This window comes from Streptococcus sp. HF-1907, assembly GCF_015594605.1.
Classification (GTDB): Bacteria; Bacillota; Bacilli; order Lactobacillales; family Streptococcaceae; genus Streptococcus.
On the sequence record NZ_JADNQT010000010.1, the window covers coordinates 1 to 20,869 of the forward strand.

Consider the following 20,869-nt stretch of genomic DNA (forward strand, 5'->3'; position numbering starts at 1 on the left):
AGAAAATCCTAGACTTCTCGGAGGAGCTCCGCTATTACTATGAGCTGTATCAACTCTTATTATTCCATTTTCAAGAGAAGAATACCGACCATTTTATGGCACTGATTGACGACAACCTTCCCTTTGTTAATCCTGCTTTTTCAACTGTCTTTAAGACCTTCAAAAAATACAACCCCTACATCGCAAACGCCCTGGAGCTCCCTTATTCTAACGCCAAGCTAGAAGCTACTAACAAACTCATCAAGGACATTAAGCGTCAAGCTTTCGGCTTTCGAAACTTCAAGAACTTTAAAACAAAAATTCTCATCGCTTTGAACATCAAAATAGAGAGAACCAATCTGATTCTCTCTAGATGTTAGTGATAAATCACCCACTACAGTTGACAATGAGCCTTTTTAAATTAAATAGCCTCATATTGTTCGTTTTATTGTTAGTTAATCAATCTACTGATAACTATTTGTACAGAATTTTAAAAATAAGAATCTTTTTGTCCTAGGCTTGCTCTAGCTCATTATTTCAAGTTCTTTTTGTACTCTTCAGCTTCTGCTGCTGTTGATAATACGAAGTGACCTGGTGTGATTTCACGCATTTCGCGTTCTTGACCATCTTGCTCCATAGTTGGATCGTAAGCGTAGTGAACACGGGCGCGTTCTTTTTCAGGGTCTGGTTCAGGAATAGCTGAAAGTAAACTCTTAGTGTATGGGTGGATTGGATTGTTGTAAACATCGTCTGATGTTCCAATTTCCAAAATTTTACCCCAGTGCATAACACCAATACGGTCTGAAATGTATTTAACCATTGACAAATCGTGAGCGATGAAGAGGTAAGTCAAACCTTGTTCATGTTGCAATTTTTGCATCAAATTGACAACCTGCGCCTGGATTGAAACATCAAGAGCTGAGATTGGTTCGTCGGCGATGATGAATTTGGGTTCAACAGCTAGCGCACGCGCAATCCCAATACGTTGACGTTGTCCACCTGAGAATTCATGTGGGTAGCGTGTTAAGTGGTCTTTGTTCAAACCAACTAAATCAAGCAATTCTTGGACTTTCGCATCGCGTTCTTCTTTAGTTTTTACCAACTTATGGATATCAAGGCCTTCTGCGACAATATCACGGATTTTCATACGACCGTTAAGACTAGCTTGTGGGTCTTGGAAAATCATCTGAGCGTCCTTACGGAAGCCGTGAAGTGCTTTACCTTTAAGGTGAGACACTTTTTCACCGTTAAAGATAATTTCCCCCTCGTTGATATCATAAAGTTTCAAGATAGCACGGCCAACGGTTGTTTTCCCTGAGCCTGATTCTCCAACAAGCCCGAAAACTTCACCTTCGTAGATGTCAAAGCTGACATTATCAATAGCTTTAACTTCGTTGGATTTTCCTTTATTGAAGGTCAAAGAAACGTTTTTGACTTCAACTAATTTTTTACGATTTTCAGTCATTAAGCTTTCTTCCCTTCCATTTTTTTCCACTTAGCCCAGCGTTTTTGAATTGGGAGTGGTGGTGTTACTTTAGGTGCACGTTCATCTAGCAACCATGTTGCTGCATAATGCGTGTCTGACACTTTGAACATTGGTGGTTCTTCTTCATGGTCGATGTCCAAGGCAAATTCATTACGAGCTGCAAAGGCATCACCTTTAGGTGGGTTCAAGAGGTCTGGTGGTGTTCCTGGAATTGATTCCAAGCTACCAGATTCTGTGTCTGTGGTTGGCATTGAGTTTAGGAGTCCCCAAGTGTATGGGTGTTGTGGGTTGTAGAAAACCTCATCAACGGTTCCATACTCAATGATTTTACCAGCATACATTACCGCAACGCGGTCTGCCATACCAGCTACGACACCAAGGTCGTGGGTAATGAAGATGATTGATGAATGGCGTTCTTTTTGAATTTCTTTCATCAAGTGAAGAATTTGCGCTTGAATGGTAACGTCAAGAGCTGTTGTTGGCTCATCAGCAATCAGAATTTCTGGGTTAGCTGCAAGAGCAACGGCGATAACGGCACGTTGGCGCATACCACCAGACCATTGGTGTGGGTAGTCATTGAGGTGTTCTTCGGCATTTGGAATACCGACATTCTTCATCAATTCGAGAGCTCGTTCAAGGGCTTCTTTTTTAGAAATTTTTTCGTGAATCATGATTGGTTCGGCAATTTGCAAACCAATTTTCATGGTTGGGTCAAGGCTGGTCATTGGGTCTTGGAAAATCATTGAGATTTCATTTCCACGAATTTTTACCCATTCACTTTCACTAAGCTCGTTCAAATTACGACCTTTGAAATTGATTTCTCCAGTGATTTCTGAATTTTTAGCGTTAAGTCCGATAATGGTACGAGTAGTAACGGATTTTCCGGAACCAGACTCCCCCACGATAGCAAGGGTTTCCCCTTCTTTTAAATCAAAATTAACGTCGCGGATAGCCTTCACATCACCAGCATAGGTATGGAAGTCCACATGTAAATTTTTGACACTTAAGATAGTTTCTTTAGTCATGTTAGTTCCTCCTAATCGTTGCTAGATTTAGGGTCAAAGGCATCGCGCAAGCCATCTCCAAGAAGGATGAAAGCAAGGGCAATGACAACCAAAGCAAGGGCTGGGAGCATTACTTGATATGGATAGTATTGCAAGTTTTCTTGGGCATCTGAAATCAATGAACCAAGTGATGCTGTCGGTGGTTTAACCCCTAAGTTGATGGCTGAAAGCACTGCTTCGTACATGATGGCACTTGGAATAGTCATCATGATTTGGACGATGATAATCCCTGAAATGTTTGGCAAAATGTGACGGAAAGCAATCTTCAATGGGCTTTCACCAAGTGAGCGAGAAGCCAAAACAAACTCACGTTCACGGTATGAGAGGGTCAAATTACGAACTTGACGCGCCATTGATGTCCAACCCGTGAAGGCAATTGAGATAACGATGGCTGTAATCCCGTTTCCGAGAACCAAACCAAGCATGGTAACGATAACCAAGTTAGGGATTGATGAGATGACCTCAACAACACGTTGCATGAAGGTATCGGTACGGCCTCCGATATAACCTGAAATCAAACCATAGGTAACCCCAAAAATCAAGTCAATCAAAGTTGCAGCAATAGCAACTAGAAGGGAAATACGGATACCAACGATAATACGTTTTCCGAGGCTACGACCAAGGCTGTCTGTTCCCATGATGAATTTTTTATTTTTTGGAACACTTTGTGCTTTGTAGGCATCAGTTGATTCAGTATTACCTGAATATTTGATTTTACCATTCCAGAACGGAAGGTTGTCACTCAATTTTGGTGGAAGGTTACGGTAAGTTGTAACGGCTTTTGAATCGAAGCTGTTGGCACTCTTTTGTGGGATAAAGATGGTTGATGCCATTGAAAAGACAATCAACAGACCTAAGAACCAAAGTGACACAACGGCTAGTTTATTTTTCTTAAGACGACGCCATGCATCTTGCATGAATGAAAGAGCTGGCTTTTCGATTTTTTCTTGGGCACTGCTTGAACCAGCACCAACAAGTTGGAATGTTCTATTTTTATCTGCCATGAACTTCTCCTTATTGCAAGCGAACGCGTGGATCTACGAGACTGATAACGATATCAGTAACCAAGATAGCCACCATAAGCATAACGGCGTAGACGATAGTTGTTCCCATAATAACTGGGTAGTCTTTTGTAGGGATTGATGATACAAACTGTTGCCCGATTCCTGGGATTGAGAAAATTTGCTCAATCAAGGCTGAACCGGTCAAAAGACCTGCAGCTAATGGACCGATGAGAGTCAAGACTGGAATCATTGAGTTACGATAGGCGTGTCTAGTTGTTACTTGACGCATTGTCATCCCTTTAGAACGAGCTAATTGGATATAGTCTGTGTTGAGTGTTTCAATCATTTCACTACGGAAGAAACGTGACACTTGCGCTAGGGTTGGCAAACCAAGAGCCAATGATGGCAAGATAGTTTTGCCAAATGTTCCCCAACCTGAAAGCGGAGCAATTCCCCATTTGAAACCAAAATAGTCAAGAAGCAATAGACCGATGATGAATGATGGCATTGAGATACCAAGTGTTGAAATAACACTCAAGATAGCGTCAATTTTATCATTTTTGTGACGAGCTGAGATAGCACCGACAATGATACCACCGATAACACCAAAGACCAAAGCTTGGATACCAAGGTGAACAGAGACACCAAGACGTTGTGAAATCATGCGTGATACGGGTTGGTTAACCGATTGGTAACTTGTCCCGAAATCTCCATGAAGGGCATTCCACAAGTAAGTGAGGTATTGTTGCCAAACTGGTTTGTCCAAACCATATTGCTTGTTAAGCAAAGCAATCATATCATCCGTCAACTTAGGATTGTTGTAGGGTGTCCCTGGGAGGATTTGCATGAGGAAGAACGAAAGGGTGATAACGACCCAAAGTGTCACTAGCAAGATAGCAACACGTTTAAGAATGTACTTAAGCATATGAGTTTTCCTTTATTTATTTGCTTTTGTTGAAGGGAAAAGATGAACTTCTCCTTTCAACAAAAGCAAGAATTGGTTACTGCCAATTCTTGCAATCATGTGATCTGTTAATGAGACAGATTATTTTTTATAAGCGTGTGTAAAGTCTACACTCAAACCTGTTGTGTTACGAACAAGTCCTTTAAGGCTTGAGTTTTGCAAACCTTTACCGCTACGGAAGTAAAGTGGGTTGTATGCTGCGTTGTCGTAAAGAACTTTTTCAGCTTCTTTGTAGTCTGCTGCTGCGGCATCTGTATCTTGAGCGTCTGTTGTTACAGCTTTAGTTAATACTGCATCGTAAGCATCGCTCTTGAATTTACCGTAGTTGTATGAAGCATCGGATTTGAACAAGCTGTAGAATGTTGATCCTTCTGGATAGTCACCACCCCAAAGAACAACGGCTACGTCGAAGTTTTGGTTCTTAGTATCTTCAAGACGTTGTTTGAAGGTTACGAATTTTTCTTCGACTGTCAAACCAGGAAGAGCAGCTTCCCAAGTTGATTTGATGTAGTCAACTGCGTTTTTAGCTGCAGGTGAATCTGAGTCAGCAGTGATAGTAACTTTAAGTTTTGACAAACCTGCTTCTTTCAAACCTTCTTTGAAGAGTTTAGCAGCTTTTTTCTTGTTGTATGAGTAACCAGGAGCTACGTATTTAGCAAGGTCTGTACCATCTTCCAATTTAGCAAGAGCCGTTGGAGCAAAACCAGTAGCGGCTTTTGAACCTGTATCAACAGCGGCACTTACAATACCTTTACGGTCAGTTGCAAGGTTAAGGGCTTGACGGATTTTAGTGTTATCCAATCCTTTAACGCTACCAGTTTGGTTGTAAACCATGTAAGCTGTTGTTGCTTCATTGATAGCAACAGCATCTTTGTTGCTTGAGTTTGCTTGGTAGATTGCTGATGTTCCTGATATGTTAGCGTAGTCTAACTCACCACGTTTGTACATTTGTACAGCTGTATCAGGTTTTTTAACAGTTTGAACGTTTACAGTGTTTGTTTTAACGTTTTTAGCATTCCAATAGTATTTGTTTTTCTTAAGGGTAAATTTACCGTTTGAACCATTCCAACCTGTTACAGTGTATGGACCTGAGTAAACTTGATATTTAGACGCTGTTGCGTAATCTTTACCGTATTGTTTAACAACTTCTTCTTTTTGTGGCATAAAGTTTGCGAATGCCAAGAAGTATTTGAATTGTGGTGATGGGCTTGTCAATGTGAAGATAACTTTGTTACCCTCAGCTTTAACACCAAGTTGTGACAAGTCTTTAATTTCGCCTGAGTTAATCTTGTCAGCGTTCAAAACGTGAGCATCTGTAGCAAGGTAAGCGTACTCTGAAGCTGTTTCAGGGTTAACAATACGTTGCCATGTGTAAACAAAGTCTTTAGCTGTCAAGTCACTTCCGTCAGACCATTTAAGGTTGTCACGAAGAGTGGCTGTATAAGTCAAACCATCTTTTGAGATTTCAAGTTTTTTCGCCAAGTCAGGTTGTGCTTTACCATTTTTATCGATACGAAGAAGGTTACTTCCTGAATTACCAATAGCGATTGTAGAATAAGTATCTGTATTTTTTGAAATATCCAAAGTGTTGATATCAGTTGGTGTGTACCAGTTGATTTCTTTCTTTGAAGCTGCAGAGGCTGTACTTGCTTGAGCAGCTACTGCAACTACTGAAGCAAGGACAAGGGCACCCGCACTAATGCGACGCCATGAACGATTCTTTTTAGCCATAGCTAATCTCCTATATTTTTTTAATATTTTAATAAGTTATATTATAGCATAAATTTTTCTTAAAATAATACTCTATTTACCTAAATTTTGAGAATATTTTTTAAAAATCAGACCTAAAAACGGTCAAAAGTCTTTAGTTAGTAGTGTTTTGACAGCCTTTTCATTTAGAAAATTTTTTTCAAAAATTTCTTTTTAATTCCCATCACTGTCTGTGATATAATGTTTACAGTTTATTATCTGCAAAGGAATTTATTATGAAACGTCTACTTGCTTGTTTTCTAGTTATCATTAGTTTATTTGGCGGTGGGGTGGCTTTGGCTGAGGATTTTGATGCCTCGGCAGCGCATGCTATTGCTGTTGACCTCAATTCTGGGAAGATTCTCTATGAAAAAGATGCGGATTCTTCTGCTGGGATTGCATCCTTGACCAAAATTTTGACCGTTTACATGGTTTACAAAGAAATTGATGCCAAGCGTCTGTCTTGGAATACAAATGTTAAGATTTCTGATTACGCTTATGATTTGACTGCTAACTCCGAAGCTAGTAATGTTCCCATGGAGAAGCGTCAGTACACTGTTCGCCAACTGGTTGATGCTGCCATGATTGCTAGCGCTAACAGCGCAGCCATTGCCCTCGCGGAACAAGTCGCTGGAACTGAGAGTGCCTTCGTCGATAAAATGTCTGAACAGCTAAAGAGTTGGGGGATTACGGATGCTCATCTGGTCAATGCTTCTGGGCTCAACAATAGTATGCTGGGTAGCAACATCTACCCTAACTCCAGTGCCGACGATGAAAATAAAATGAGTGCCAAGGATATGGCAATTATCGCCTACCACTTGGTAACGGAATATCCTGAAATCTTGAAAGTCACCAACCAAACGACAGCAGCCTTCGATGATGTTACCATGACCACTTACAACTACATGTTACCTGACATGCCTGCTTACCGTAATGGTGTCAACGGTCTAAAAACTGGAACGACTGAACTGGCTGGTCAATCTTTCGTAGCTACATCAACTGAAAGTGGGATGCGTTTGTTGACAGTCGTTTTACACGCTGACAATACGGATACCAATACCTACGCTCGCTTTACAGCGACGGCTGGAATACTCGATTATATCACTAATAATTTTGAGCCTCAGACGGTGCTAACAAAGGGCGAAGCCTATAAAGATAGCAAATCTCCTATCCAAGATGGAAAATCCAAAACGGTCACCGCAGTTGCTCAGAAATCACTCAAAGTTGCTCAGCAAAAATCGCTAAAGAAGGACAACAAGGTCTCTATCAAATATAGCGATGCTTCTGCTCCTATCAAAAAAGGACAAACCTTGGGAACAGCCACTTACGTGGACAACAATCGTGTCGGAAGTGGTTATCTTGTAGAAAACCCAACCGTTAAAATGGTCGCTAAAGAAGAAGTCAAACGCAGTTTCTTCCTCAAAGTTTGGTGGAATCATTTCGTCAATTACGTCAATACTGCACTTTAAGTGAGACATATAGAAATCAAGGACTGGGTTCTATGAACAGAACCTAGTCCTTTTTAAGGCTTGATTGAGTTTACTTTTTTACGACAGGAAGTCAACATAGTAGTATGCGGGAGTACTTTTTCTCAAAAGTGGGCAAAATAATAGTACACGAGGGTACTTTGCTCAAAAGTCGTCAGCAATAGCACTATTCGACGTCACTTTTTCTAGAGTGAAGTAAAAACTACGGTAAATTGACTACTCTGTCTCGAGAGTAGTACTAAAGCATATGGTTAAAGGAGATTGCTTGCATACGCACTACCCGAGAAAATAGCAAAAATCTGTTTTTTTTTGAATTTCAATGAAAACAGTAATCTGTTTCCACTAAAAAGAGGTCGAGTACTTTTTCTCTCGACCTCTTTGAGTTTATGTTTATCAAGATTTTTTATCATCTTGGACAAAAATTATCCAACTGAGCCTTCCATTTCGTATGAAATCAAGCGGTTAAGCTCGACGGCATATTCCATTGGAAGTTCTTTGGTGAAGGGTTCTACGAATCCCATGACAATCATTTCAGTTGCTTCTGCTTCTGATAGACCACGGCTCATGAGGTAGTAAAGTTGTTCTTCGGAAATCTTAGACACCTTAGCTTCGTGTTCCAGAGCCACCTGTGAATTGTGGATTTCGTTGAATGGGATGGTATCTGAAGAGGATAAGTCGTCCATAATGATAGTATCACATTCGATGTGGCTGACAGATTTCTTAGAATCTTTATTGAAAACGACTTGTCCACGGTAGTCCACTTTACCGCCACCTTTGGCAATGGATTTTGAAACGATTGATGAGCTTGTATGAGGTGCATTGTGAATCATCTTAGCACCTGTGTCTTGGTCTTGACCTTTGTTGGCAAAGGCGATTGACAACATGGTACCACGTGCACCCTCGCCGTCAAGATAAACAGATGGATACTTCATGGTTGTTTTGGCACCGAGGTTACCGTCAATCCATTCGACCGTCGCATTTTTCTTAGCTGTCGCGCGTTTGGTTACCAAGTTATAAACATTATCTGACCAGTTTTGAATGGTTGAATAGCGCATGTAAGCCCCATCAAGGGCAAAAATTTCAACAATAGCTGCGTGGAGGCTATTTGAAGAATAAGTCGGTGCGGTACAGCCTTCGACATAATGAACGCTCGCGCCTTCGTCAACGATGATAAGAGTACGTTCAAATTGTCCTGTGTTTTCGTTGTTGATACGGAAGTACGTTTGGAGCGGGATATCTACCTTAACACCCTTAGGCACGTAAATGAAGGTTCCGCCAGACCATACGGCTGAGTTTAGCGCAGCCAATTTATTATCCGTCGGAGGAACTAGCTTAGCAAAATACTTTTTGAAGAGCTCTGGGTACTCTTTGAGGGCTGAGTCGGTGTCGGTGAAGATGATGCCCAACTTGTCATACTCGTCTTTCATGTTGTGGTAGACCACTTCTGACTCGTACTGAGCTGAGGCACCTGCTAGGTAGGCACGTTCTGCTTCTGGAATACCGATACGTTCAAAGGTTTCCTTGATTTTATCAGGAACGTCTTCCCAGTCGCGGGCTGGTTTGTCAGAAGCTTTTTGGTAATAGATAATATCATCAAAGTTGATATCTGACAAATCTGGTCCCCAAGTTTGCATGGGCATTTTGTTGAAGGCTTCCAATGATTTGAGACGGAAGTCAAGCATCCATTCGGGTTCGCCTTTGGCAGCTGACAATTCACGGACAACTGCTTCATTAAGCCCTTTACCAGTTGAGTAAAGTGGCGTCACGTCATCATGGAAACCGAATTTATATTCCCCAAGGTCAATCGGTTTTGGTTCTACTTTTTCATTTGTTTCAGACATGAGAATCCTTTCTCTTATTGTGTTGAACTCAGGTTAGCCTGAGTCATTCTCGTTTTTATTCTCCGTCTCTTTCGATGGCTTTTTTCAAAGCATTCCAAGAGAGTGTGGCGCATTTGATGCGTTGAGGGAATTTTGAAACGCCAGCCAAGAATTCGGCATCACCGAGGTCTTTTTGAGCTGGGTCTTTGGCACCTTGTACCATGTTTGAGAAGACGTCTGCCAAAGCTAGCGCTTCTTCTTTGGATTTACCAAGGACTGCATCCGTCATCATGCTTGATGATGCTGTTGAGATGGTACAACCGTCGCCTGCAAAGGCAATGTCTGTAATCTTGTCTCCGTCAAATTTGACTGATAAGGAGATGACATCACCACAGGTTGGATTGTTGAGCTGAATTTGTTCTACATCTTCTAAAAAACCATGATGATGAGGATTTTTTGAGTGGTCAGCCACCACTGCCATATAAAGGCTATCTAGTCTAGAGAGTGCCATTGAAAAACTCCTTGGTTTTAAGAATTGCTTCAACTAATTTGTCGCAATCTTCTTTGGTATTGTAAATATAAAAGCTAGCGCGGGCTGCTGAATGGATACCGAGGTGATTGATAAGCGGTTGGGCACAGTGATGTCCTGCACGCACTGCAACTCCTTCGTAGTCCATAGCTGTCGCCACATCATGAGGATGTAAACCTTCCAAATTAAAGGCGATTACCCCAGCATGTTTATCAGCGTCAGCCGGTCCGTAAACGGTCAAACCGTCGATAGCTTGCAATTTAGGGAGGACATAGGCTACTAATTCCTGCTCATGCTGATGAATGGCATCCATCCCTACTTCTAACAAGTAATCAAAAGCAGCTCCTAAAGCAATAGCGCCAGCGATATTTGACGTACCCGCCTCGAACTTCCAAGGCAACTCTTTCCAAGTCGCTTCCTGCTCGTAAACGAAGTCAATCATTTCACCGCCGAATTCAACAGGTGACATGAGGTTGAGGACTTCTTCCTTGCCGTAGAGGACCCCGATGCCTGTTGGACCAAGCATCTTGTGACCAGAGAGGGCGAAGAAATCACAATCCAAATCTTGCACATCAATGGTCATGTGAGGTGCTGATTGGGCACCGTCAACAACCATGTAGGCGCCAAACTTATGAGCCTGCTCTGCAATTTCCTTAACTGGATTGATGCAACCTAGGACATTTGACACATGAGCTAGGCTGACAAACTTGGTCTTGTCTGACAACTTGCTGTAAAGGTCGTCCAGGTCAAGCGCTCCATCCTTGAGGTAGGCGTAGACCAGCTTAGCACCTGTCTTTTGACAAGCCTGTTGCCAAGGAATAATATTAGAATGGTGTTCCATGACCGAAATCAAGACTTCATCACCTTCTTTAAGGACTGACTCCGCAAAGCGAGCCACCCAATTAAGACCAGTTGTTGTCCCACGGGTGAAGAGGACTTCCTTGGTTGATTTGGCATTGATAAATGATCGCGCTTTTTCACGGGCAGCTTCATATTCAGCTGTCGCACGTTCTGCTAAAGTGTGCACACCTCGGTGAACATTGGCATTATCATTTTCGTAATAAGCCTGCAAGACTTCCAAAACTTGGCGCGGTTTTTGAGTCGTCGCTGCATTGTCCAAATAAACAAGCGGTTCATCATTAACTAACTGGTCAAGAATGGGAAAATCTTGTCTGATTTTATAAGTGTCTATTTCTACCATATTAGCGTTTTTCCAATTTCGTATCGATTACTGCAATCATTTCGTCACGCACTTCTTTAACGGGGATTTCAGTAATAACTGTTCCCAAGAATCCTCGGATGACCAATTGCTCCGCTGTTTTTTGGTCGAGCCCACGACTCATCAAGTAGTAAAGGTCCTCTGGGTCAACCTGACCAATTGAAGCTGCGTGACCTGCTGTGACATCATTTTCGTCAATCAAAAGGATTGGGTTGGCATCTGAACGCGCCTTATCTGACAACATGAGAACACGAGATTCTTGTTGAGCATCTGCACCTTTAGCACCTTTGATGATGTGACCAATACCGTTGAAAGTAAGGGTTCCACGTTCTAAAATAACACCGTGTTGGAGGATATGACCGACAGAGTTGCTACCATAGTTAGTGACACGTGTATCAATCCCTTGGACTTGACGACCTGATGAGACAGCGACGGCTTTTAGGCTGGCATGACTACCATTGCCAACCAAATCTGAGTCAAAGTCGGCGATGACATTACCTTCATTCATGACACCGAGTGCCCAATCAACAGTGGCATCAGCACCATGACGAGCACGACGACTGATGTAAGTTGTCACGTGCTCGCCAAGGCGGTCGATAGCTGAGAACTTGACTTGGCTACCAGCGCCAGCGATAATTTCCACTGAGATATTAGCACTAGCTTTTTCAGCACCGTTTCCGATTGACTCAAAACGTTCCAAGTAAGTCAATTTAGCATTTTTACCAACGACGATAAGGACGTGTTTGTTAAATGGTACAGCCGATGTGCTATCATGGTAGAAAAGACCTTCTACCGGCTGGTCAATCTCAACATTGTCTGGCACATAGAGAACAGCTCCGCTATTGAAATAAGCGGTATGATAAGCAGCCAATTTATCTTCATCAACTGGACGCGCTTTACCGAAATGAGCTTCTACAACTTCTGGAATCTCTTCAAGTGCTGATTGAAAATCTGTGAAAAACACACCTTGATTGAGAAGGTCCATTGGGACTTGTTCAAGAACCGTTTGCGTACCGACTTGAACGAGTTTTGGATTGTCACCGAGGGCTGTGAAGTCTGGGACATTAGCTGACGCTTCATTTTCAGCAATAGTACCGTCTCCTAAGTCCCAACGGTGGAATTTCACGCGCTCGATATGTGGTAAGTCGATCTCTGCCATTTTGTCAAAAGAAGAGAGACGAAGGTCTTGCAACCAGGCTGGTTCTCCTTTGGCTTGTGAGAAGTTTAAAATTGATTCTTTAGACATTTGTTACCTCTTTTCTATCTAGTCGAAGTGACAAATTAGACTTCTTCGTTATACTCTAAACCAAGCTCTTCAGCCACTTGTGCATAACCTTCTTTTTCAAGACGAGCAGCTAATTCTGGACCACCTGTAAGAACAACACGACCATCCATCATGATATGCACCACATCTGGTGTGATGTAGTTAAGCAGACGTTGGTAGTGGGTGATAATCATGGCACCAAAACCTTCACCACGCATGGCGTTGACGCCTTTTGAAACAACCTTGAGGGCATCAATGTCAAGACCTGAGTCAATTTCGTCAAGAAGGGCAAATTTGGGTTCAAGCATGAGTAATTGAAGAATTTCGTTACGTTTTTTCTCACCACCTGAGAAACCTTCGTTGAGGTAACGCTCTGCCATTTCTTCCTTCATGCCAAGAAGTTCCATTTTTTCATCTAATTTCATGATGAAGTCACGAACAGAGATTTTTTCATCGTCTTCCTTGCCTGCGTTCATAGCTGCGCGGATAAATTCAGCGTTGGTAATTCCTGGAATTTCTGATGGGTATTGCATGGCAAGGAAAAGTCCTAGACGTGCGCGTTCGTCAACTTCCAAGTCCAAGATATTTTGACCGTCAAAAAGGATTTCTCCTTCTGTGACTTCATAGTTTGGGTTACCCATGATGGCTGCTGATAAGGTTGATTTACCAGTCCCGTTTGGTCCCATGATGGCTGCGATTTCACCTGTTTTCAAAGTCAGGTTAAGACCTTTAAGAATTTCTTTGTCTTCGATAGACACGTGAAGATTTTTTATTTCAAGTACAGACATTGTACACTCCTTCTATATAAACCTAAGCAACTGGTCACATGACCAGTAATTTTCATACTTATTTAGAATAAGTATAACAAAAAAGAGAATAGCTTTCTATTCTCTTGTTTTATTTATCTGCAATGAAAACGTTTTGTTTTTTAATGTTTGGAATTTTTAGTCTTCCACCTGAGAAGGGTTGCCTGACGATAGTCGCTATTTCCAATGAATTTCAGCATATTGAAGAGCGGTGTACGATGTTCTCCCCAAATTTCTAGACCTTCGATGAAGATTTCCATGGTGAAAAGCAGACCTACTAGAAGTAAAATACCACCAAGTCGGCTAGATACATTTAATAGCAGAGCTATCAGAGAGAAGACGATGGCAATGCCGTAAACTACTAGAACCGCTCCACGGTGGGTAAATCCCATTGACAGGAGGCGATGGTGTAAATGCATTTTGTCAGCTTCTGAAATTGGTCGGCCCGATAATTTTCTTCGGATGATAGCCACAACTGTGTCTAAAATCGGAACTCCCAAAATAATCACTGGTGTCAAAACAGCGACAGCCGTTGAATTTTTCAAACCCTGAAGCGACAGGACCCCAATCATAAAGCCGATAAAGAGGGCTCCCGCATCGCCCAGGTAGATGATAGCCGGGTGGTAATTGTAAGGGAAGAAACCAATGATAGAAGCCATGAGCACAACAATGGTCAAAGTCAGGAAGAAGTCAACCTTAGGAAGGAAGAAATAAGAGACAATGGCCATGGTCAAAAGACTGATGATGGAGACCCCACTGACTAAGCCATCCAAACCATCAATCAGGTTGATAGCATTGGTGATGGAAATAATCCAAATGACTGTCAAAAAGAAGGTCAGAATCGGTCCAAATTCTAAGAAAGGACCACCAAAGGGTATCTTGAAGCTGTCAAAACGGAAGTCCGTAAAAGCCCAGACAACGACTGCACCAGCAACAATTCCCAGCATCTTAGACTTGGGCTTGAGTTCATAGATATCATCGATAAAACCTGTCGCGGTCACAATCAAAGCACCAAAGACAACTGGCAAAATATAGTGAAAGTAAGATATGGGAAAACTATGTTTCCCCGTTGCCAATGGCATGAAAATAAGAGTGCTAATCAAGAAAGAGAGGAAGATGGCAATCCCACCACTGCTCGGCATCGGTTTTTTATTGATGCGACGGGCATTGGGCTTATCAACTGCTCCTACTCGAAAAGCCATGAAGCGAACAATAGGCGTCAAGACGATAGATAGTAAAAAGGCGCCTATCAAGACAAAAACATATTCGATTGTAAATGGAACCATATTAAACCAACTCTATCATTTGCAATTTGGCTACCGCATCATCAACGATGAGTTGAAGGGCGTGTTCTTGTAAATAGGCACGTGTTTTGGTACCGACGTTGGCATGCTCCAACATGCGAGCATACATGAGGTTTGAAAAATAAGATGGCTGATTTTCTAAGCTCAATAGGACCGTCATATAGTAGCCGTCAGTTGTCTTGTAAAGTTCTGACGCTTCGACTGGAAAGTCCACAGCTTTTGAAAAGGCAATTGTCGCTTCCAAGGTCGGGAAATCAAAGACATAGTGCACATACTCTAAGTTTTCGTTACGCTCTGCTTCAACTTCTTCGACAGCCTCTTTTGCTGCTTCGGTGGCTGCCTGATCCATCATTTCTTCGATTTTACCCAGTTTTTCGTGAGCCTCAGTGTCACCTTTTGATAGCATAGATTGCTCTAAAGTTTTGAAAAAGTCTTCTGGAGACATTTTTGAAATATCACCTAGGTCAGACAAATCTTCCAAATTCAAATCCTTGTCCAATTCTGATTTAGTGACAAAGACGTCAATACGGTCTTTTCTTGGTGTCACACGGAAGCTAAGCATACCACTATTTTTGAAATTATCTGGAAGGTCCAATTCATCCATGACAGCATAGAAGAATTCTTCTGTCTTTTCTTGAGGAATCAAGAAATCCTTCAATTCCATGCCACGGTCGGCTAAATCTTCCATACTGATTGTAATTTTCAGCGTTGTTTCGCTAATTTGTTTCATTTCCATTTCTATCTACCTCGCACGAGTCATCAAAGTCCATTATATCTAAAAAGAGAACTTTTAGCAATTTCCAGCGCAAGCTATTGCTCTAAAAATGCAAAAAAAGCCTTGAATCACATCCAAGACTTTCTTATCTTATAAGAACAACTTCACTAGCCAGTAAACAATCAAAATGCTACCGAGAACGATACGATATTTCCCAAAAATGGTGAAGTCGTGTTTTTTAACGTAATCTGTCAAGAAGCGGATGGCGTGCAAGCTGACAACAAAGGCTGTGACACTTGCTACCAAGAGAATCAAGACTTGGTTCATCGTCAAGACGTTGCCGTCTAGGAAGAATTTAACAGCCTTCAAGCCACTGTAACCAAACATGGTCGGAATAGCCAAGAAGAAGGTAAAATCTGCTGCTACCGAACGGCTGGTACCAAGGATGATAGCTCCAAGGATAGTCGCTCCTGAACGGCTGGTACCTGGAACGATACTCAAAACTTGGAAGCAACCAATCAAGAAGGCAGTTTTGTAAGACATGCGAGCAAGCTCAGTCACTTTTGGAGATACGGTCGCATTACGCTTTTCAATCCAAATAAAGGCAATCCCATAAACAATAAGAGCGATAGAAATCGGCAACATGAAGTTAAAATGCGCTTCAAACCAATCATCAAGCGGCACCGCAATCAAGATTGACGGAATACAAGCAATAACAACCTTCAACCACAACTGCCAAGTCAGACGAACTTCCTTAGCTGTCTTTCCAGGCTGGAATGGGTTCAAGCGTTTAAAGTAGATGACGATAACTGCCATGATAGCGCCCAGCTGGATGATGATATTGAACATATCAACGAAGGATTTGCTTTGGTTCAATTTCATGAATTCTTGCACCAAAATCAAGTGACCTGTACTTGACACGGGCAACCACTCGGTAATTCCCTCGACAATCCCTAAAAAGAGCGCCTTGAGCAATTCAACTAATAACATGATAACTCCTCGATATTTATTTTCTCTATTATATCAGACTTTTGAGTAGACCGACAGGGGTATTTTGGAAAAATGACTGCGCTGATTTAGAAAGCACCGCCACCTCCTCCACCTCCGCCTCCAGAGAAGCCACCGCCTGAAGAACCACTCGTAGAAACAGAAAAATGTGAAGCACTTGTTGCACTGGTGAAGGACTGCGTCATCAAACCACTGCGCACTCCAATAATAGCTGCCGTTTGGTGATAAGCCAAATCAAAATCTTGTGGCAAACTAATCTGATGAACTGTTAAATACTGTTCAACCTGTTTGGCATAGCCAAACAAAGTGGCATAGACTAAAATACGATTCCAGACCACTACGCCTTCCAAGTCCACACGGTCGAAAGAATTGATGTCGCGCAGCATATTGACAAAGCCCACCCAGGCTTTAGCCGTAAGTTGTCCCTCAGCCGTCAAGACACCATGGTCAAGGTAAGGTTTGCTAAATTGAAAAGTTAGAACAGCTCCGACAAGCGCCAGCACAAATTCAAACAAGTAAAGGTTGAAAATCGCCTGCCCCTTCATGGCCATATAACCGCCTGCAAAGAGGCATAGAAGCACCACCAGAACAAAACTCACTCCAGAAACCCAGGCCATAGAGTGCTCTTTCCTTGAAACCTCTCGATAAAGAGATTCCAGACCAAGTGTCTTGATTTCGCGGTCAACCGAACGGTCAATCTTTTCCAATTGTCGTTCGTAACGGCTGGTGAAGGAATCTCCGAGTTGATTGAGATGATTTTCCAATTCAGACCCTGAATATTGTTTTTTCAGTGTTTTTACGCGATTATCGTCGAATTGGTAGTCTTCAAATAAATTATCTAGGGCGCAAGAACCGTCTCTTCCCAGAGCCATACTTATCAGGTCATCTTCAAAAGCTGACACAGCGACAGCATCTTGACGCTTCAAATAAACCTTTCCAGACACCTCTTCTAAGGCCAAAGCCTTGCGGTCAATCAAGTCTAGCAGGCTAGCTTGAATCATGCGTTCAAAAGAAATGGACTGGTCAGCAAGACTACTTCTACCAGGATAGCTGAGATTCAAGTCATAAACGGCTTCTGCAAGAACTAGAGGTGCTAAATCCTGAGGGTATTCATAGAGATGCAGATGCTTGCTGTCTTTTCCAAAAGGATTGACCCAGCGACGAAAACGCAGATGGATGATTCCTCCAAGAACCAGAAGAACAGCCCCGACACTCGGTAAGAGAACTTTGTAGAACTGATTTCGCTTTTCTTGACCCAAACGAATACTTTCCTCAACCGCCAGAACCTGCTTCAAACCTGTTTTGGAAGATAGTAAGTTTGAAGACAATATTCCCTTGTCCCAGTAAGCATGAATCTCTAATTGTCCTGAAACGTTTTGACTACTGAAGCGATAGCTATTGCCACTTAGAGAAATGTTAGTTGTTGGTGAAAAGTAGCCTCGGTGCACCCAAAGTTTTGACTTACTAAAAGACTTATCCGTTGTCACCGTGAAATCGACCTTACGCAAGGTTTCGTCCCAGTCACTAATGGGAATCCAATTGAGCTCTGCGATGTCTTGATAAGCCTGGAGAATTTGCTTTAGCTTCCAATGAACACGCACGACCACCTTGTCTCCATCGCGACCGCTGTTATAGATTTTAGCTTGATAGCCGTCTCCCAAATCAGAAACTTCAGTTCTGATGTCAGCCGAGCGGTTATTAACCTTGGCAGTGACTTCTGGATTTTCCTCAATAGAAAAACCTTTTGGTAGCTTCCCAGCCTTCCCCAAGGTTAAAATTTGCCCCTTGTAGTCGCTGTCAAAATGATAGGTGACCGTCTCCACAAAATCAGCTGAATTATCCTCATGAATGACCAAATTGCCTTCATAATTAGGAATGCTATAATCCACTTCATCTGCCCAGACACTTGGCATCCAGAGAAAGAGACAAGAACAAATAATCATCCAAATCCTTTTCATATACTACTCCAATTTTCTTTTTTTATACTATTTTATCATAAAAATACATTCAACCGCTTACTTTCAACACTATTATATTGAAATCATACCTGATTTCTTGTAAAATAAATGGGATAACAATCTAATAGGAGTTTTTCAATGAAAAAAATGTTTCTGGGCTTATTCACTGCTCTGCTCATTGCCTTTGGTGGCATGACTAGCGCTCAAGCAGATGAATACCTCCGTGTCGGAATGGAAGCCGCCTACGCGCCATTTAACTGGACACAAAATGATAGCTCAAACGGTGCTGTAAAAATCGAAGGTACTAACCAATACGCCAACGGTTACGATGTGCAAGTAGCTAAAAAAATCGCTAAAGCAATGGGCAAGAAGCCTCTTGTCGTTAAAACCAAGTGGGATGGACTTGTTCCTGCCCTTACTTCTGGCAAAATCGACATGATTATCGCTGGTATGAGCCCAACTGAAGAACGTAAAAAACAAATTGCCTTCTCAGATGCCTACTACACTTCAATCCCAACCTTGGTTGTCAATGCCAATGGTAAATACGCCAAGGCTAAAAGCATCCAAGACTTCAAAGGTGCTAAAGTGTCAGCCCAACAAGGGGTTTACCTTTACGACCTAATTGACCAAATCAAGGGCGTTGACAAACAGGTTGCCATGGGAGATTTCAACCAGCTTCGTCAGGCTGTTGAATCTGGCGTTATCGATGCCTACGTCTCTGAACGTCCTGATGCGACATCCGCTCAAACAGCCAACAAGAAATTGAAAATGGTTGAATTGACAGAAGCTAGCGGCTTCAAGACGTCTGAGTCAGACACCGCTATCGCAGTTGGTATGCGTAAAAACGATGCACGTATCAGCCAAGTCAACACCGTTCTTGCAACCATCTCAAGTTCAGCACGCTTGAAATTGATGGATAAGATGATTACTGAGCAACCATCAACAACTGACGATAAAGCTGAATCAGCTGGCTTCTTCTCACAAGTGGTGACAATCCTCAAAGGTAACTGGCAACAATTCCTTCGTGGGACTGGAATCACCCTACTCATCTCTATCATCGGTACAGTGGTCGGTCTGATTATCGGTCTCTTGATTGGTGTCTATCGTACTGCTCCAAAAGCTACCAACAAAGCGCTAGCTATTCTTCAAAAAGCCTTTGGTTGGTTGCTTAACATCTACATCGAAGTTTTCCGCGGTACACCTATGATTGTACAAGCTATGGTCATCTACTATGGGACTGCGCAAGCCTTTGGTATCTCGCTTGACCGCACCATTGCCGCCATCTTCATCGTTTCAATCAACACAGGGGCTTACATGAGCGAAATCGTGCGTGGTGGTATCTTCGCAGTTGATAATGGACAATTTGAAGCCGCAACTGCTCTTGGTTTCACTCATAATCAAACCATGCGCAAGATTGTCCTTCCGCAGGTTATCCGCAACATTCTCCCTGCCACTGGTAACGAGTTCGTCATCAACATCAAGGATACGTCTGTATTGAACGTTATTTCCGTTGTCGAACTTTACTTCTCTGGTAATACGGTAGCAACACAAACCTACCAATACTTCCAAACCTTCTTCATTATCGCTGTCATCTACTTCGTTCTGACCTTCACTGTCACACGTATCTTGCGTTATGTAGAACGTCGTTTTGACCAAGATAACTATACAAATATCGGAGGAAACAACTAATGACTGATACCATTTTAGAAATCAAACATTTGAAGAAATCCTACGGTAAAAACGAGGTTTTGAAAGACATTTCTCTTTCTGTCAACAAGGGGGAAGTTATCTCCATCATCGGGTCTTCTGGTTCTGGGAAATCAACGCTTCTACGTTCTATCAACCTCTTGGAAGAACCAAGTGGCGGAGAAATTCTCTTCCACGGTCAAAATGTTCTGGAAAAAGGCTACAATCTGACCGAATATCGTGAAAAGCTGGGCATGGTCTTCCAATCTTTCAATCTCTTTGAAAACCTCAATGTTTTGGAAAATGCCATCGTTGCACAGACTACTGTTCTCAAACGCTCACGCAGCGAAGCGGAAGCCATTGCTAAAGAAAACCTCAACGCCGTCGGCATGACTGAGCAATACTGGAAGGCTAAGCCAAAACAGCTATCTGGTGGGCAAAAACAACGTGTGGCCATCGCCCGCGCCCTCTCTGTCAATCCAGAAGCCATGCTCTTTGACGAGCCAACCTCAGCCCTTGACCCAGAAATGGTCGGCGAAGTGCTCAAAGCCATGAAAGACTTGGCTAAATCAGGCTTGACCATGATTATCGTGACCCACGAAATGGACTTCGCTAAAGAAGTCTCAGACCGTGTCATCTTCATGGAACAAGGTGTCATCGCTGAAGAAGGCAGTCCTGAACAGCTCTTCGAACACCCAACTCACGAACGTACCAAGATTTTCTTGCAACGTTTCCTCAAATAAGATTTAATCGACATCGTCACCAGCTTGGTGGCGATTTTTTAATACCTTTTTAAGTTATTATGGTTATACTGGGAGAAACATAGA

At 42.4% G+C, this 20,869-nt stretch carries 18 protein-coding genes; 4 read left to right on the forward strand and 14 right to left on the reverse strand.

Features of this window, described 5'->3' with window-relative positions:
* Positions 1-359 (forward strand): transposase (locus IYQ92_RS06370; RefSeq protein WP_195675893.1); only part of this gene is annotated, 359 nt, incomplete at its 5' end.
* A 152-nt stretch (positions 360-511) separates the two neighbouring features.
* Here IYQ92_RS06370 and IYQ92_RS06375 read toward each other — a convergent pair.
* The 5 genes from IYQ92_RS06375 to IYQ92_RS06395 form a co-directional block, all read right to left on the reverse strand.
* Positions 512-1,444: an ABC transporter ATP-binding protein gene (locus tag IYQ92_RS06375; RefSeq protein ID WP_195675894.1), complete on the reverse strand. Its 933-nt coding sequence runs from the start codon at positions 1,442-1,444 to the stop codon at positions 512-514.
* Positions 1,444-2,490, reverse strand: a complete 1,047-nt coding sequence (locus IYQ92_RS06380) for an ABC transporter ATP-binding protein (RefSeq protein WP_195675895.1) — start codon at positions 2,488-2,490, stop codon at positions 1,444-1,446. The genes IYQ92_RS06375 and IYQ92_RS06380 overlap by 1 nt, the downstream gene beginning before the upstream one ends.
* An 11-nt stretch (positions 2,491-2,501) precedes the next feature.
* Positions 2,502-3,533 (reverse strand): ABC transporter permease, encoded by a 1,032-nt coding sequence (locus IYQ92_RS06385; RefSeq protein ID WP_195675896.1) that lies wholly within the window; start codon positions 3,531-3,533, stop codon positions 2,502-2,504.
* A gap of 10 nt (positions 3,534-3,543) precedes the next feature.
* On the reverse strand, positions 3,544-4,458 hold the full coding sequence (locus IYQ92_RS06390; protein ID WP_195675897.1) for an ABC transporter permease: 915 nt from the start codon (positions 4,456-4,458) through the stop codon (positions 3,544-3,546).
* Between the two features lie 120 nt (positions 4,459-4,578).
* Positions 4,579-6,228: a peptide ABC transporter substrate-binding protein gene (locus tag IYQ92_RS06395; protein WP_195675898.1), complete on the reverse strand. Its 1,650-nt coding sequence runs from the start codon at positions 6,226-6,228 to the stop codon at positions 4,579-4,581.
* A 254-nt stretch (positions 6,229-6,482) separates the two neighbouring features.
* On the opposite strand from IYQ92_RS06395, the gene pbp3 reads away from it, so the two are divergent.
* Positions 6,483-7,715 carry a D-alanyl-D-alanine carboxypeptidase PBP3 gene (gene pbp3, locus IYQ92_RS06400; protein WP_195675899.1) on the forward strand — a complete coding sequence of 411 codons (1,233 nt, stop codon included), beginning with the start codon at positions 6,483-6,485 and terminating at the stop codon, positions 7,713-7,715.
* 440 nt (positions 7,716-8,155) lie between these two features.
* On the opposite strand, the gene sufB is transcribed toward pbp3, so the two are convergent.
* From sufB to IYQ92_RS06445, 9 genes are all read right to left on the reverse strand, one after another.
* Positions 8,156-9,574: a Fe-S cluster assembly protein SufB gene (gene sufB, locus IYQ92_RS06405; RefSeq protein ID WP_195675900.1), complete on the reverse strand. Its 1,419-nt coding sequence runs from the start codon at positions 9,572-9,574 to the stop codon at positions 8,156-8,158.
* 55 nt (positions 9,575-9,629) lie between these two features.
* On the reverse strand, positions 9,630-10,064 hold the full coding sequence (gene sufU / locus IYQ92_RS06410; protein WP_195675901.1) for a Fe-S cluster assembly sulfur transfer protein SufU: 435 nt from the start codon (positions 10,062-10,064) through the stop codon (positions 9,630-9,632).
* Positions 10,051-11,283, reverse strand: coding sequence for a cysteine desulfurase (locus IYQ92_RS06415; RefSeq protein WP_195675902.1), 1,233 nt, complete (start codon positions 11,281-11,283; stop codon positions 10,051-10,053). The genes sufU and IYQ92_RS06415 overlap by 14 nt, the downstream gene beginning before the upstream one ends.
* A 1-nt stretch (position 11,284) precedes the next feature.
* Positions 11,285-12,547 carry a Fe-S cluster assembly protein SufD gene (sufD, locus tag IYQ92_RS06420; protein WP_195675903.1) on the reverse strand — a complete coding sequence of 421 codons (1,263 nt, stop codon included), beginning with the start codon at positions 12,545-12,547 and terminating at the stop codon, positions 11,285-11,287.
* A 35-nt stretch (positions 12,548-12,582) separates the two neighbouring features.
* The gene (sufC, locus tag IYQ92_RS06425) at positions 12,583-13,353 is read right to left on the reverse strand and encodes a Fe-S cluster assembly ATPase SufC (RefSeq protein WP_195675904.1); all 771 of its coding nucleotides are present in this window, start codon (positions 13,351-13,353) and stop codon (positions 12,583-12,585) included.
* A gap of 140 nt (positions 13,354-13,493) precedes the next feature.
* Positions 13,494-14,657, reverse strand: a complete 1,164-nt coding sequence (locus IYQ92_RS06430; protein WP_195675905.1) for a glycosyltransferase family 4 protein — start codon at positions 14,655-14,657, stop codon at positions 13,494-13,496.
* A gap of 1 nt (position 14,658) precedes the next feature.
* Entirely contained in the window at positions 14,659-15,411 is a 753-nt protein-coding gene (gene mecA / locus IYQ92_RS06435) for an adaptor protein MecA (protein WP_195675906.1), read from the reverse strand.
* A gap of 129 nt (positions 15,412-15,540) precedes the next feature.
* Positions 15,541-16,380, reverse strand: coding sequence for an undecaprenyl-diphosphate phosphatase (locus tag IYQ92_RS06440; protein WP_195675907.1), 840 nt, complete (start codon positions 16,378-16,380; stop codon positions 15,541-15,543).
* An 86-nt stretch (positions 16,381-16,466) separates the two neighbouring features.
* Complete coding sequence (locus tag IYQ92_RS06445; protein ID WP_195675908.1) at positions 16,467-18,356, reverse strand: DUF2207 domain-containing protein; 1,890 nt, start codon at positions 18,354-18,356, stop codon at positions 16,467-16,469.
* A gap of 138 nt (positions 18,357-18,494) precedes the next feature.
* Between IYQ92_RS06445 and IYQ92_RS06450 the strand changes: the two genes are divergently transcribed.
* The gene (locus tag IYQ92_RS06450; protein ID WP_195675909.1) at positions 18,495-20,045 is read left to right on the forward strand and encodes an ABC transporter substrate-binding protein/permease; all 1,551 of its coding nucleotides are present in this window, start codon (positions 18,495-18,497) and stop codon (positions 20,043-20,045) included.
* Entirely contained in the window at positions 20,045-20,785 is a 741-nt protein-coding gene (locus IYQ92_RS06455) for an amino acid ABC transporter ATP-binding protein (RefSeq protein ID WP_195675910.1), read from the forward strand. The genes IYQ92_RS06450 and IYQ92_RS06455 overlap by 1 nt, the downstream gene beginning before the upstream one ends.
* Positions 20,786-20,869 lie beyond the last annotated feature (84 nt).